At 59.1% G+C, this 15264-nt stretch carries 9 protein-coding genes, 3 rRNA genes and 1 pseudogene (1 of these 13 running past the window's edge); 6 read left to right on the top strand and 7 right to left on the bottom strand.

The window, feature by feature from the left end; all coding sequences use genetic code 11:
- Window positions 1–110 precede the first annotated feature (110 nt).
- Window positions 111–449, top strand: a complete 339-nt coding sequence (locus NWV16_RS01665; protein WP_065261691.1) for a tryptophan synthase subunit beta — start codon at window positions 111–113, stop codon at window positions 447–449.
- 49 nt (window positions 450–498) lie between these two features.
- Here NWV16_RS01665 and lapD read toward each other — a convergent pair whose 3' ends face one another.
- Window positions 499–2442 (bottom strand): cyclic di-GMP receptor LapD, encoded by a 1944-nt coding sequence (gene lapD / locus NWV16_RS01660; protein WP_260521719.1) that lies wholly within the window; start codon window positions 2440–2442, stop codon window positions 499–501.
- Between the two features lie 14 nt (window positions 2443–2456).
- Window positions 2457–3149, bottom strand: a complete 693-nt coding sequence (lapG, locus tag NWV16_RS01655) for a cysteine protease LapG (RefSeq protein WP_260521718.1) — start codon at window positions 3147–3149, stop codon at window positions 2457–2459.
- Window positions 3150–3344: 195 nt separating this feature from the next.
- Between lapG and NWV16_RS01650 the strand changes: the two genes are divergently transcribed.
- The 5 genes from NWV16_RS01650 to NWV16_RS01630 all read left to right on the top strand — a co-directional run bounded on the left by NWV16_RS01650 (window position 3345) and on the right by NWV16_RS01630 (window position 10405).
- On the top strand, window positions 3345–4055 hold the full coding sequence (locus tag NWV16_RS01650; protein WP_260521717.1) for a GntR family transcriptional regulator: 711 nt from the start codon (window positions 3345–3347) through the stop codon (window positions 4053–4055).
- 756 nt (window positions 4056–4811) lie between these two features.
- On the top strand, window positions 4812–5585 hold the full coding sequence (locus NWV16_RS01645) for a DUF3050 domain-containing protein (protein ID WP_409519315.1): 774 nt from the start codon (window positions 4812–4814) through the stop codon (window positions 5583–5585).
- The gene (locus tag NWV16_RS01640; RefSeq protein WP_260521716.1) at window positions 5582–6511 is read left to right on the top strand and encodes a diiron oxygenase; all 930 of its coding nucleotides are present in this window, start codon (window positions 5582–5584) and stop codon (window positions 6509–6511) included. Before NWV16_RS01645 ends, NWV16_RS01640 begins: the two co-directional genes overlap by 4 nt.
- Before the next feature lie 13 nt (window positions 6512–6524).
- Entirely contained in the window at window positions 6525–9914 is a 3390-nt protein-coding gene (locus NWV16_RS01635; protein WP_260521715.1) for a non-ribosomal peptide synthetase, read from the top strand.
- Window positions 9915–9937: 23 nt separating this feature from the next.
- Window positions 9938–10405: an SRPBCC family protein gene (locus NWV16_RS01630; RefSeq protein ID WP_260521714.1), complete on the top strand. Its 468-nt coding sequence runs from the start codon at window positions 9938–9940 to the stop codon at window positions 10403–10405.
- 59 nt (window positions 10406–10464) lie between these two features.
- Here the strand turns inward: NWV16_RS01630 and NWV16_RS27765 are convergent, their stop codons facing one another.
- From NWV16_RS27765 to NWV16_RS01610, 5 genes and pseudogenes are all read right to left on the bottom strand, one after another.
- Window positions 10465–11250: a methyl-accepting chemotaxis protein gene (locus NWV16_RS27765; RefSeq protein ID WP_404820990.1), complete on the bottom strand. Its 786-nt coding sequence runs from the start codon at window positions 11248–11250 to the stop codon at window positions 10465–10467.
- A 69-nt stretch (window positions 11251–11319) separates the two neighbouring features.
- A pseudogene (locus NWV16_RS27760) lies at window positions 11320–12345 on the bottom strand (cache domain-containing protein); the annotation flags it as partial.
- A 258-nt stretch (window positions 12346–12603) separates the two neighbouring features.
- Window positions 12604–12719 (bottom strand): 5S ribosomal RNA (rrf, locus tag NWV16_RS01620).
- Between the two features lie 106 nt (window positions 12720–12825).
- Window positions 12826–12941 (bottom strand): 5S ribosomal RNA (gene rrf / locus NWV16_RS01615).
- 150 nt (window positions 12942–13091) lie between these two features.
- Window positions 13092–15264, bottom strand: a 23S ribosomal RNA gene (locus NWV16_RS01610); it runs 718 nt beyond the window's last position.

The following is a 15264-nucleotide window of genomic DNA, read 5'->3' as shown; positions in this document are numbered from 1 at the left end:
ACGTTTGCGCCTTTCTTTGCGGTGACGACTTCGTCGCCACACCGCATACTCCCGTGCAGTTGGCTATGCTGCTGACAGCATGACGCCAGTCCATTTTCGAGGGATGCTCAATGTTTTACGTGCAACGCGATGCGCAGGGTCAGTTGAGTCGCGTGGAGGCTGCGGCCTGGGCCGAGGCCACGGAAACGCTGCCGGCCGACCACCATGAAATCCAGGCCTGGTTCGCCAACGCCGCCGTGGAAAACAGCCTCAAACAGCTCAAACAGAGCGATCTGGAAATGATCCGGGTGCTTGACGACCTGATCCAGGTCCTTACCCAGAAAGGCGTGATCCGCGTCACCGACCTGCCGCCGGCGGCACAGGCCAAGTTGATGGACCGGAACCAGGCCCGGGTAGCGTTGGGCGGATTGAGCCAGTTGATCGATGATGAAGAGACCGGGTTGATCTGATCTTTTTGTCCTGTCAGTTCCCACATGGTGGGTGGGAACTGACAATTCATCACCAGGGTTTCGGCTCACCGAATAGCTGCCCCTGAACCCCGTACAACCCCATCTCGCGAATCACCGACAACTCCCCTTCCGTCTCCACCCGCTCGGCAATCAGCGGCAGATCGATGCTGTGCGCAGCACGCTGGATGGCCTCGATGAACAGGCGCTTGTCGCTCTCCTGATCGATCGCGCGAATGTAGCTGCCATCGATCTTCAGGTACGCCAGCCCCAGCCGCGCCAGATTGCCGATCATGCTGAAGCGCCCGCCGAAACGCTGCAGGCTCAGGGAGAAACCGAGTTCGCGCAGGCGTCGGGTCAACTGCTCCAGCACCGCTTGCTCCGGCAATTGCTCCTCGCCGATTTCCAGGGTCAGACGCGAGCCGAGATTGGAATGCGAGCGCAGGATCTCGAACACCTTGTTCAGCGCCTGTTGATCGGCCAGGGTCGCCGAGGACAGGTTCAGCGCCAGGGATTCTTCATGGCCAGCCATTTGCTCCAGCACTCGTTCGAGCATCAACCGATCCAGTCGCGCGGTCCAGCCAAAGCGCTCCAGCCATGGCAGAAAACGCCCGGCGGGAATGGTCTGGCCCTGCTCGTCGAGCAGGCGTGACAGCACTTTGTAATGCAGCACCAGTTGCGTGTCCTGCGCCGCCACCACAGGCTGGAAGAACAGTTCGAAACGCCGCTGATTCAGAGCCTGATCGAGCAAACGATGCCAAGCGTGATGATCATCGCCGACATCCGCCACCAGGCTCTGATCGAGGCACGCCCAGTTCTGCTCGCCCTGACCTTCGGCCTGGGCCAGCGCCTGATCTCCCAGGCTGAGTACCGCTTGCGGTGAATCACCGTGGGCGAACGGCGCCAGACCGATGGAAGCCACAGCAGGCACATCAGTAGCACCGGTGGCGTGCAAACTGCCCAGAGCGCTGTCGAGATTCTGCGCCAGTTGCAGCGCTTCTTCACGGGTCAGGCCCGGCGCCAGCACGGCGAACTCACCGCCACGAATGCGGGTCACGAGGTTTTGGGTTTCCGGGTATCTGGCGCATTCGCGGGACAGTTGCTGACCGACCGCTTTCAATAATTCGTCGGTGCGCTGACCGCCGAGACGCTGGTTCAGCCCGGCCAGGTCCTTGACCCGCAACAGCAACAGGTAACCGGAACTGGCCTGCTCCGGATTACTCACGCGGGCGTTCAGTTGCATCTCGAAGTAGCGCCGGTTGGCCAGCCCGGTGAGGTTGTCCTGATAGGACTCGGTGCGCAGTTTTTCGCTGCGTTCGGCCTGCTCCTGGAACAACGCCTTGAGCTTCTCGACCATCTGATTCATGGCCAGCACCACGCGACGCAGTTCAGGTGTGCGCGGCAAGTCGGGCAGGCTGAGGAATTCGCGACGGGCGATGGCATGGGATTGCTTGACCATGTAATCCAGCGGCCGCAACTGGCGACGCAGCAACAGCGCGCCGAGCACCGCACTGACGGCGCCGCAGACCAGCAGCCAGCCAAGGCTGCCGAGTGCGCTCTGCCAGAGCTTGGCCAGGGCGAACATCGGATGGCTGACCACTTCGACCCGCGCCGCCTGCTCCCAGCCACGGCTGACCAGCGCATCGCCACCGGCCGGCTCCAGGCCGATCAGCTTGACGAACCAGTCCGGAACGTTGGTGACGGCGGGAATGCCACTGCGTTCGACGATGGTCTGGTCGGTCTTCAGATCGACCACACGGATGCTCGAGTAATAACCGCTGTCGAAGATCGAACTGACCAGCAGCTCGACCATCGCCGGGTCATCGATATTCGGTGTCAGCGACAGCGCCAGCGCCGTGGCGGCGTCCTGGGCGTGGGAGCGCAACTGGTTGACGTACTGGGTGCGCGAGCTCTCCAGACTGACCATGAAGCTGCCGGTGAAGGCGACCACCAGGAACAGACAGATAGCGATCAACAGCTGTTTGAACAAAGACATCTGAGCGCGTGCTCCTAGTTAGTCGTCTCGACCGGGAATCCTTCGGCCTGCATTTTCTTCAACACATCCTGCCAGCGTGACAGGCGTTTGGTGTCGCCGACCTTTTTGTTGCCCTTGGCGCCCGGCAGGTACAGACCTTCGGCATTAAAAGAGTAGACCGGCAGCAAATCGGTTCGCTCGGAGGCCGGTTTGATCGGGTCGATCAGGCTGTCGAGCACCAGCGGCATGGCATCGGGACTGGAATAGTAGGTCAACACCATGTGCGCCCGGTTCTGGCGAAGAGCCTTGACGTAGGTGATGCGCAACTTGTCACTGGCCACGCCGAGGTGGCGCAGGCTGAAATACTTGGCGATCGCGTAGTCCTCGCAGTCACCGGCGCCTTTCCACAAGGCTTCGATGGGGGTTTCCCAATAATCGACCTGGCCCCACAGGTCGATGTCCTCGACATAGCGCATCTGTTTGTTGAAAAACAGATTCACCACCTTGAGCTTTTCCATTTCGCTGACCTGCTTCTGCGTGGCCAACAGGTTCTGCCAGGCATCGATCCGCTGTTGCCCGGCGCCCAGCGGTCCGTACAATGCCGTGGCCTTGCGGCTGATCGCGGAAAAATCCCAATCGGCATGCAGGCCGCCCAGCATGATGCCGGCCAGCAGCAGCGCGCAGACAAGCCAGCGCACGAACCGGGGGATCGCGAAACGTACCGCCAATGCTAGGCATCCAGGGCAGGAGGAAAGGCGTCTGATGGTGAAGGTTAGTCCAGCAAAAAACAATGGCACCCTGAGATCATCGCATGCGCGCTAAACTTCAGTTGTGACAGGGTTCTTCTACACGGTTTGACAACCCGTAGAGCAATCACTAGTGTCCTTTGGATCCAAATTTCGCAGTCAACAGGGTGTGCAGTTGTGACCCAGAAGCCCAAGCCACTCCACAGCATCAAAGTCGACGGGCCGATTCCCGCGCATCTGGCGCGCTCGGTCATCGAAGAAACACTGCGCTCGGCGATCCTTGACGGACGCCTGCCGTGCGGCACCGCCGTGCGCCAGCAGGATCTGGCGGACCTCTTCGGCGTCAGCCGCATGCCGGTGCGCGAAGCGTTGCGTCAACTGGAAGCCCAAGGCCTGTTGAGCGTGGTCGCCCACAAGGGGGCCGTGGTGGCGCCGCTGATCCAGGGCGACGCGACCGAAACCTACGAGCTGCGGATCCTGCTGGAGTCCGAAGCGTTGCGCCAGTCGATCCCGCTGCTGACCAGCGCCGATCACGAACGCGCTGCCGGTTATATCGAAGAGCTGGAAACCGAGCACGATTACACCGAAATCGGCCGGCTCAATCGTCTGTTCCACATGGCACTTTATTGCCAATCCCCGAACGGTCGTCTGCTGCGGCTGGTCGAGGACGGCTTGAATGAAGAGGAACGCTTTCTGCGCTTCAACCTCGAGGCCATGGGACTGGGCAAGATCTCTCAGGACGATCACCGGGCGTTGCTGGAAGCCGTGAAGCAACAGGACACCCCGCTCGCGGTGGCATTGCTGGAGCAACACCTCAATCGCGGTGTCGAGGTCATCACCCGATACCTTGCCAGCACCGCTGCCCAGAACCGCAAGACAGCCCGCTGACTCTCCCCCTTCCGGGTGGACTCGCGTTCACCCGGTGAATAACCCGCTTACAAATCCCCATCCTGATCGCGCTCAATTGCCGTGGCACTTGCGTGCCTGCGCTCTAACCTCCCCCCCAGCTTCGGACAGCCCGGAATTTGCACCGCAAGGAAGTCATTTTCGACGATAGCCGCGGCGCCGAATTACGCGCACCCTTGGATCGCCAACCCACTATAGAACGGGGACGCGCCGCCCCGGCAGCAGTCCCCGCACCAGGAACCTACGGAAGGAGCCTTGTCACGGGAAAAGGAAGATACGCCGCCGTACCAGGCCAACTTCATCCCCTCAGATCATCTCAATCAATTCATTAGAAAGTTGCTTCGAGTGAGGCATTCACTCTTGTTATTCAATTTTGGTCTTTAAACACCGAAAGGAGCAACTACGCCCAAATAAAACTTTAATCAAAAGTTTTATCAGCCCAACTCATACCCGAAAAACAGCAAACTTAAATTAATTGAAAATATACTTGTGAAGTTGTTTTGCGATGTATTAGTTTTTCTTCGCCGGGTTTTCTATCGCACCGAAAAACCGGCGAGCTCCAACAGTTAGGCCCGGCGCATGCCAGTCTTTACCGGCGTGCCGTTGTACCAGGCCTCTTTCTACAACTTCAACTTTCATCGAAACGAATGAGGCTATCGCTCGCCTGGAATATATATCCAACGTTGTTAGCCATTGATTGAGCAGTCCCTATATCCCTATAAGCCAGAGGCTCGCATCATGCCAACTAAAGAACAACTCGCCCAAAAGAAAGCCGAACTCAGCGTTCACCCGATCTTCTCCGAAATCGATTCGCTGTCGGTGTTGCGACGCTTCATGGAATCCCATGTATTTGCCGTATGGGATTTCATGTCGCTGACCAAACGCCTGCAACAGGAACTGACCTGCACCCGACTGCCGTGGCTGCCGCCGCGCGATCCGCACGCCGCGCGGCTTATCAATGAAATCGTGCTGGGTGAAGAGTCGGACGACCGGCTGTCCCACGGTCATTACAGTCATTTCGAGTTGTACCTGGATGCGATGCGCGAAGTCGGTGCGAACACCTCGGCGGTGGAGCGTTTCGTCGCGTTGCAGCAAGAGGGCGTGAGCTACGACGTCGCGCTGCAGAGTGTCGATGTCGATCCGGCTGCCGCACAGTTCGTCCGCGACACCCTGCACACCGCGCTGCACGCGCCAGGACACAGCGTTGCCGCGGCTTTTCTGCATGGGCGCGAGAGTGTGATTCCAACCATGTTCCAGCGCATGCTCGATGCCTGGGGCATCGGTGTCGAACAGGCGCCGACCTTCCGTTATTACCTGGAGCGACACATCGAAGTCGACTCCGAAGATCACGGCCCGGCCGCCGAGCATCTGCTGGAGCGCCTGGTCGCTGGTGATCCGCAACGTGAGGCCGAGGTCTATGCCAGCGCCATCGCCGCCGTGGAAAGCCGCATCGCGCTATGGGACGGCCTGCGCCAGAGCATGCGCGAGCCGCTGACGGAGGTGGCCGAATGAACGCCGCCGACTACCAATCCTTCGCCGACGCCTGGGAAAGCCGCGCCACCATCCGCACCCGGCCGCGCCGCATGCTGGAGGACGATGCGCGGCTGATCTATCCGCTCAGCCGCCAACCTTTGGTGCTCAGTGAAACCTTCCTGCGCGAATGCCCGGAGCAACGAGATTTTGCCCTGGTGCAGACGCTGTACAAGTTCATCAACGACGTGGTGATTTTCGAGACCGAGATCGTCGACAAGACCGCCCGCAGCATCGCCAAGAACCGCTTCGCCGTGGCGTTCCCGTTCGCCTGTCGCTACGACGCCATGACCGTTGTCGTGGACGAGGATTACCACGCGCTGGTGGCAATGGATTTCATGCAGCAGACCGTCGCCATGACCGGTATCGAGCCCATCGAGTTGCCGAATGAAATCGAACTGAGCCGGGCGATTCCTGCTGCGGTGGAACTGGCTCCGGAACATTTGCGCAGCGCTGTGGAACTGATCTGCGTCGCCATCGCCGAGAACACCGTGACCGGCGATGTCGCAGCGTTCGCCCGGGACGACACGGTCAAGCCGTCGATCAAGGGCCTGATGGCCGACCATCTGCTCGACGAGGGTCGCCATTCGAGTTTCTGGGCGCGGATGGTGCGCATCTACTGGAACACCGCAAGCGATGCGGATCGCGAATGCATCGCACAAATCCTGCCGGTGTTCATCGGCCATTACCTGACCAACGACATCCAGAAGTCCTTCGACCTGCGCCTGATCGATGCCTTGCCGGTCAACGATGCGACTCGCCGCGCACTGAAGGACGAGATGGCCGGGCTGGCCTTCCCGATCAATCGCCACCACCCGCTGGTGGGCAACATCGTGCGGTTTTTCCACAACAGTTCACTGCTCGACACACCGTGCGTACGGCACGCCCTGCGCGACTACCTGGTATGACAAGGAGGCTGACATGAGACGTCTCGACATTTTGCTGAGGGGCCGCAGCCAGGCCTTGACCGACCTGGCATTGGCGCTCGAACAACACGGTCATTCATTGCTGACGGAATCTGCACTGTCGATGGATCTGGTGATCGATGACGGCAGTCTTGCTCCGCAGGCTTACGGCGCGACACCGCAGCTCACATTGCGCCTGGGTGTGGGTGCAACGGGCAGCGGCGGTTTGCCGGTGCTCGATCTGCTGTGCCTGTGCAATTCGACACTGCTGAGCCGCGTGCCCATCGCCGACGAACTGTCCGGCAACGGTCAGGCCCTGCGCCAGCGAACACTCGCGCTGGTGGTGGACGAAGTCGCGCTGCTGGTCAGCCGCTTCTCCCGCGATGCCGAGTATTTCCAGCACGCAACGACGGCCCGGGCGCCGGACTTCGAGCAGGTGGAAAACCTGCTGTTTCTCGACAGCCTGGCCTACGTCCATCGCTTCAATGCCACGGCCAATCCGCTCTTGTTGCAACAGGCGCAGACCCCGCTCATCGAGCGCCTGCAACAAAGCCTGGCCAAGCACGCGGAGCGCCCGGCGCTGCACCTCGCCGAACAGTCGATCAGCTATCGCCAGCTGCATGAACACAGCCGTGCGATCCAGCAGCGATTGCTGGCAATACTCGAGGCACAACCGCAACCGTGGATAGTAGGGATTTGCCTGCCCAAATGCGATGCGCTGTTTGCCTCCATTCTGGCAATTCTCGGCAGCGGCGCGGTGTATCTGCCGCTGGAGCCTAGCCACCCGCTGCAGCGCCAGCAATACATCCTGGAAAACGCCGGGGCGGTGTTGTTGCTGCACGATGGCGAACATCCGCTGAGCGGTTCGATGCCGGGGCTGGATGTCAGGCGGATCGACAAGTCCGACGCAGATCTCTCACTGCCGTTGCTGCGCCAGCGTCCGCAGCTCGATTCGCCCTGCATGGCGCTCTACACCTCGGGCACCACCGGCCATCCGAAGGGTGTGCTGCTCAGTCAGGCGAACCTGGCTCATTTCACGGCGTGGTACGCCGATTACGTGCAGTTGCACGCTGAGAGCCGGGTGTTGCAGTTCTCGTCGCTGAGTTTTGACTCGTCACTGATCGACATCTTCCCGACCCTGCTCGAAGGCGCGGAACTGGTGGTGCCCGATGACAATCAGCGGCGCGATCCACTGCAACTGACGGCGCTGATCCGCCGTCGACAGCTGACTCACGCATTCCTTCCGCCGGCACTGTTGAGCATCCTGCCGCTGGAGCAGTTGCAAAGCGTCGGGCAGATCATGACCGGCGGCGATGTCTGCGAGCCGTTCGTGATCGAACAACTGACGCGTCAGGGCAAGCTGCACAACCTTTACGGCCCTACCGAGGCCACGGTGCTGATCACCGCGCGGCAACTACAGCCGGGTGACAGCAATCGCAGCCTTGGCGGGCCGATTGCCAACAGTCAGGTACTGATCCTCGATGACGATCTGCAACCTGTACCCGAGCAGACCGTGGGTGAACTGTTCATCGTCGGCCCCGGTGTGTGCCTGGGTTACCTGAACAATCCACAGCAGACCGCCGAGCGCTATCTGGATCTGGAGTTGCCGGACGGCCAGCGTCTGCGCGCCTACCGCAGCGGCGATATGGCCAAGTGGGGCGAAGACGGCATCGAGCTGTGCGGGCGACGCGACAATCAGGTGAAGATCCGCGGCTTTCGGGTCGAGCCTGAAGAGATCGAGCGGTGTCTGCGCGAGAGTCAGCTGTATCGGCAGATTGCCGTGGTGATCGACAGCCACCGGCGGATTCTGGCCTTTATCGCCCAACCGCAAACGGATGCCGCACGCGATGCACTGAAGGCACATGCCCAGCAGTTCTTGCCCGACTACATGCAACCCGTAGCGTGGACGGAACTGCCGAACATGCCGTTCGCGGCCAACGGCAAAGTCGATCGCAAGGCGTTGCTGGAGCTGCCGGTCAGCGTGCAGGACAGCGGCCCGAAATGCCTGCCGGCCAACGCCGACGAAGCGCTGCTGCTGGAGATCTGGGGCGAACTGCTGGAGCTGCCGACCAGCGACATCTCCACCGACGAAAGCTTCTTCAATCTCGGCGGTCACTCGATTCTGCTGTCGCGCATGCTCCTGCGTCTGCGGGAGGAATTCGGTCGCAGCATTTCGATCAACCGCTTCATCGAACTGCCGACCATCGCCAAGCTCGCTACGCTGGTGCGCGGCACCGATGACAGCGCGGTACTCAGCGCCCAGGCGATGGCCGACGCCGAGCGAGCGCTGGATATCGAACCGTTGCCGATCAGCCGCATGGGCGATGTACACAAGGTGATCGTCACTGGCGCCAACAGTTTTGTCGGCGTGCACATCGTCGAGGCGCTGCTGGGATGGGGTGCCAGCGAGGTCGCGTGCCTGGTGCGCGACGGCGCCGGGCAAACGGCGGTGCAGCGCTTTGCCCAGGCGCTTCGGGAGAACCGGCTGGAGCATCTGGACCTGAGTCGGGTGCGGGTCTATTCGGCAGACATCAGCCGGCCGCAACTGGGCCTGTCCGATGACGACTACGAGCGACTTGACCGTGAGTTCGGCGCGCTGGTGCACAACGCAGCGAACGTCAATCACGTCCTCGATTACGAGTCGCTGGCAGCGGACAACGTCGAGCCGGTTTTCGAACTGCTCAGGTTGTGCGAAGGGCGCAGCAAGAAGGTGTTCAATTTCGTTTCGACGCTGTCGGCGTCCAGCACGGTGGACGACGCAGGCCGGGTGCTGGAACTGCCCGCCGCCCCGACGCCGCCGATCTACATCCGCAACGGTTACAACCTGTCGAAATGGGTCGGCGAACGCATCCTCGAACGGGCGCGGGAACGTGGGGTGCGGGTCAATCTGTATCGGCCCGGCAACATCAGTTTCAACAGCCTCAGCGGCGTCTGCCAGCCGCACAAGAACCGGCTGATGCTGATGCTCAAGGGCTCGATCCAACTCGGTCAGGTGCCGGCCTTCGCGCTGAATTTCGACCTGATGCCTGTGGACTTTCTCGCCCGCTTCATCGCCTTCCACGCCAGCCGCTACTCGCCCGAACGGGCGGTGTTCAACCTGCACAACCCGGAGCCTCTGAGCTGGGATGCCTACGTCGCGTCGTTCCGTGAAACCGGCCGCGAGTTTGCGCTGGTCAGCGTCGCCGACTGGCAGCAGCAACTGGGCCGGGTCGATGCCGACAACGCGCTGTTCGGCGTGCTCGGTTTCTACCTCAACGGCTTCGAGGAAGACATCGGCGACATCTCCCTGATCGGCCACGCCAACGCTCAGGCCGGCGTGCAGCAGATGGGCGCGCGCTACCCGGAAAAATCCCCGGCGCTGCTGCGTCGCGGCTGCGATTACCTGAAAGAAATCAACTTCATCTGACTCAACCAACAAGGAGCAACACCATGAGCAATCTTCAACCCGACACCCTGATCAAGAACCCTCACGGCTGCCACGTCGTGTCTTCGGTGGAAGTGCCGGTGAACGCCAGGCAGGTGTGGGAGGTCGTCGGCAAATTCGACGGTTTCGACCGTTTCATTCCGGCGCTGTCACACATCGAGATGACCGGTGAAGGTGTGTCTTCGCTGCGCAAGAAGTTCTTCAAGGATGGCAACGTCGTGGTCGAGCAACTCAACTCCCGGGATGACCAGGCGCTGAGCATGACCTGGACCACCATCTACAACACCCTGGGCGTGGCCAATCTGTGGGCAGCGATGAATGTGGAGGCGCTGGGTTCGGAGAAGTCGCGGGCGACCTGGACGATCATCGCCGAGCCGGCCAGCGGTGGGCCCGAGGCGCTGCCGGGGTTCAAGGATTTCGTGCAGGGGTTCGCCGATGATGCGATGGGCAATGTGCTGAAGCTGTTTGTATAAGGCATGAAAAAGCCCGCTGCGGATCACTCCGCAGCGGGCTTTTTTTTGACCGCAAGCGATCAGATCTTGAAGCTGTCGACCAGTTGTTTCAACCGGTTGGCCTGCTGCGACAACGCATCGCAATCCTTCAACGTTTCATTGAGGTTGGCCACGCTCTGCTGGTTCAGCAGGTTGATCTGGTTGACGTCGACATTGAGGGTTTCCACCACGGCGGTCTGCTCTTCGGTAGCCGCTGCCACCGATTGGTTCATGCCGTCGATTTCGCCGATGCGCTGGGTCACGCTGACCAGACGCAGGCCCGCCTGGTTCGCCACTTCCACGGATTGCTCGCTGGACGCCTGACTGGCGTTCATGGTGCTCACTGCTTCGCGGGAGCCGACCTGCAGCGAGGTGATCATCTTGTGGATCTCTTCTGCCGATTCCTGGGTGCGATGAGCGAGGTTGCGCACTTCGTCCGCCACCACCGCAAAGCCGCGACCGGCTTCCCCGGCACGGGCCGCCTCAATGGCCGCGTTGAGTGCCAGCAGGTTGGTCTGTTGGGAGATACCTTTGATCACATCGAGAATGTGGCCGATGTTGTCAGTGCTCGCGTTCAGGGTTTCGATCTGGGTGCACGACAGGCTGATCTTCTGCGACAGCTCGGTCATGGCCTGAATCGTCTGCTCGACCACCTGGCGACCGTCATCGGCCTGCTCGCTCGCACCGCTGGCGTGTTGCGAAGCATCGGCGGCGTTGCGGGCGATTTCCTGGGTGGCGGCGCCCAACTGATTGATCGCGGCAGCCACGCTGTTGGTACGTGCGCTTTGCTCGTCGGAACCGATGATCGAGGCGTTGGACGATGCCATCACCCGTTGCGACAGGTCGTGTACGTGGCGAGTCGCAGAAGACACTTCGGAAATGGACGCGTGAATACGCTCCACGAACTGGTTGAACGAACTGCCCAGCTCACCGAACTCGTCCTTGCTTTCAACCACCAGACGACGGGTCAGGTCACCTTCACCCTGGGCGATGTCCTGCATCGCGCGGCCCATGGTGATCAGCGGACGCATCAGCACAGTGATCAACAGGCTCAGGAATACCGCAATCGCGCCTACCGCGACGAACATCGCGATCAGTGCCGAGGTACGGAACTGACTGAGTGCTGCGTAGGCCTTGTCGCGGTCGATCGACAGACCGATGTACCACTCGGCATTCGGCAGGCCGGTGACCGGAGTGAACGACAGAATGCGCTCCTGGCCATTGAGCACCACGTTCTGGTTGCCCTTCTGGATGCGCACATCGGCGTTCGGGTAGATGTCCTTGAGGTTCTTCATCACCTGGTCTTTGTCCGGGCTGACGATCACCTGACCGTCACCGCTGACCAGGAATGCGTGGCCCAGGCCGCCGAAGTCCACCGAGTTGATGATCTTCACCAGGGTTTCCAGGCTCAAATCACCACCAACTACACCGAGCAGCTCGCCGTTCTTTTTCACCGGCATGGCAATGGTCACCACCAGACCGCCGACGGCAGCCATGTACGGCGGGGTCAGCATGGTTTTGTCGGCGGCCACGGCCTGCTTGTACCAGGGACGCTGACGCGGGTCGTAGCCATCCGGCATCTTCGCGTCCGGACGCTGGGTGAATACACCATTGGCCTGGCCGACGTAAGTGAACTGGAAATTCGAGGTGAAGGCCGGTTGATCAACCAGACCCGGGAAGTCGGCATTCTTGCCCTGATGAGCGACGTTCTGCGCGAGGTTTTCCAGCACCAGAATCCGCCCGCTCATCCAGTTCTGCACACTGCTTGCGGTCAGATCACCCGCTTGCTGGACAGAGGACTGGAGATTCTGGCGAATGGTGTTTCGCTGCAGGTAATCGTTGTAAAAAGTGAACAACGCGAACGCCAGGACCACGACGCCCGAGGCGGCCAACAAAATTTTATGGCTGAACTTGAGATTCATTTCATGGGACTTCTTATGCCAAAAGTGGGGATGCGTTCCAGATGCAACATTCCATGTACAGCGCAGGCAGCGTTCTGACGGCTGCTCTACTTTGGTGCACGCATGTCTCATCAATCTGTCGGCACGATTCGAAGAAAACTTAGCGCTTTGTATGAAATGGATGGCATTTCTGCCAGATTCCCGCCGAATGGTGTGCTCCCGCGAGCCCTGAAAAGACAAAACCCCGACTGCTTTCGCAATCGGGGTTTCGGAATTCAATCTTGACGATGACCTACTCTCACATGGGGAAACCCCACACTACCATCGGCGATGCATCGTTTCACTTCTGAGTTCGGGATGGGATCAGGTGGTTCCAATGCTCTATGGTCGTCAAGAAATTCTGTGACCAGCCCGTTACAGCAGTAACGTTCCGGCAAAAACTGATGACTTCTACTAAAACAAAACCCCGACTGCTTTCGCAATCGGGGTTTCGGAATTTAATCTTGACGATGACCTACTCTCACATGGGGAAACCCCACACTACCATCGGCGATGCATCGTTTCACTTCTGAGTTCGGGATGGGATCAGGTGGTTCCAATGCTCTATGGTCGTCAAGAAATTCTGTGTGCCGAGTCGTGACCAGATGGCCTCGCTTCAGCAAATCGGGTATGTGACAGCCATCGGTGTTTGTGAACTCGAACTTTCGGTTCGTTTCGTCTTCACACACCGCAATCTGGCTTTTAAGCGCAAATTGCTTGGGTGTTATATGGTCAAGCCTCACGGGCAATTAGTATTGGTTAGCTCAACGCCTCACAGCGCTTACACACCCAACCTATCAACGTCGTAGTCTTCGACGGCCCTTCAGGGAACTCAAGGTTCCAGTGAGATCTCATCTTGAGGCAAGTTTCCCGCTTAGATGCTTTCAGCGGTTATCTTTTCCGAACATAGCTACCCGGCAATGCCACTGGCGTGACAACCGGAACACCAGAGGTTCGTCCACTCCGGTCCTCTCGTACTAGGAGCAGCCCCTCTCAAATCTCAAACGTCCACGGCAGATAGGGACCGAACTGTCTCACGACGTTCTAAACCCAGCTCGCGTACCACTTTAAATGGCGAACAGCCATACCCTTGGGACCGGCTTCAGCCCCAGGATGTGATGAGCCGACATCGAGGTGCCAAACACCGCCGTCGATATGAACTCTTGGGCGGTATCAGCCTGTTATCCCCGGAGTACCTTTTATCCGTTGAGCGATGGCCCTTCCATACAGAACCACCGGATCACTAAGACCTACTTTCGTACCTGCTCGACGTGTCTGTCTCGCAGTCAAGCGCGCTTTTGCCTTTATACTCTGCGACCGATTTCCGACCGGTCTGAGCGCACCTTCGTACTCCTCCGTTACTCTTTAGGAGGAGACCGCCCCAGTCAAACTACCCACCATACACTGTCCTCGATCCGGATAACGGACCTGAGTTAGAACCTCAAAGTTGCCAGGGTGGTATTTCAAGGATGGCTCCACGCAAACTGGCGTTCACGCTTCAAAGCCTCCCACCTATCCTACACAAGCAAATTCAAAGTCCAGTGCAAAGCTATAGTAAAGGTTCACGGGGTCTTTCCGTCTAGCCGCGGATACACTGCATCTTCACAGCGATTTCAATTTCACTGAGTCTCGGGTGGAGACAGCGCCGCCATCGTTACGCCATTCGTGCAGGTCGGAACTTACCCGACAAGGAATTTCGCTACCTTAGGACCGTTATAGTTACGGCCGCCGTTTACCGGGGCTTCGATCAAGAGCTTCGCGTTAGCTAACCCCATCAATTAACCTTCCGGCACCGGGCAGGCGTCACACCCTATACGTCCACTTTCGTGTTTGCAGAGTGCTGTGTTTTTAATAAACAGTCGCAGCGGCCTGGTATCTTCGACCGGCATGGGCTTACGGAGCAAGTCCTTCACCCTCACCGGCGCACCTTCTCCCGAAGTTACGGTGCCATTTTGCCTAGTTCCTTCACCCGAGTTCTCTCAAGCGCCTTGGTATTCTCTACCCAACCACCTGTGTCGGTTTGGGGTACGGTTCCTGGTTATCTGAAGCTTAGAAGCTTTTCTTGGAAGCATGGCATCAACCACTTCGTCGCCTGAAGGCAACTCGTCATCAGCTCTCGGCCTTAAGATCCCGGATTTACCTAAGATCTCAGCCTACCACCTTAAACTTGGACAACCAACGCCAAGCTGGCCTAGCCTTCTCCGTCCCTCCATCGCAATAACCAGAAGTACAGGAATATTAACCTGTTTTCCATCGACTACGCTTTTCAGCCTCGCCTTAGGGACCGACTAACCCTGCGTCGATTAACGTTGCGCAGGAAACCTTGGTCTTTCGGCGTGGGTGTTTTTCACACCCATTGTCGTTACTCATGTCAGCATTCGCACTTCTGATACCTCCAGCAAGCTTCTCAACTCACCTTCACAGGCTTACAGAACGCTCCTCTACCGCATCACTTGCGTGATACCCGTAGCTTCGGTGTATGGTTTGAGCCCCGTTACATCTTCCGCGCAGGCCGACTCGACTAGTGAGCTATTACGCTTTCTTTAAAGGGTGGCTGCTTCTAAGCCAACCTCCTAGCTGTCTAAGCCTTCCCACATCGTTTCCCACTTAACCATAACTTTGGGACCTTAGCTGACGGTCTGGGTTGTTTCCCTTTTCACGACGGACGTTAGCACCCGCCGTGTGTCTCCCATGCTCGGCACTTGCTGGTATTCGGAGTTTGCATCGGTTTGGTAAGTCGGGATGACCCCCTAGCCGAAACAGTGCTCTACCCCCAGCAGTGATACATGAGGCGCTACCTAAATAGCTTTCGAGGAGAACCAGCTATCTCCGAGCTTGATTAGCCTTTCACTCCGATCCACAGGTCATCCGCTAACTTTTCAACGGTAGTCGGTTCGGTCC

This window comes from Pseudomonas sp. BW7P1, from assembly GCF_024981055.1.
Lineage (GTDB): Bacteria > Pseudomonadota > Gammaproteobacteria > Pseudomonadales > Pseudomonadaceae > Aquipseudomonas > Aquipseudomonas bananamidigenes.
Note: the sequence above shows the minus strand (reverse complement) of the source record. Positions and strands in the feature narration are given on the sequence as shown.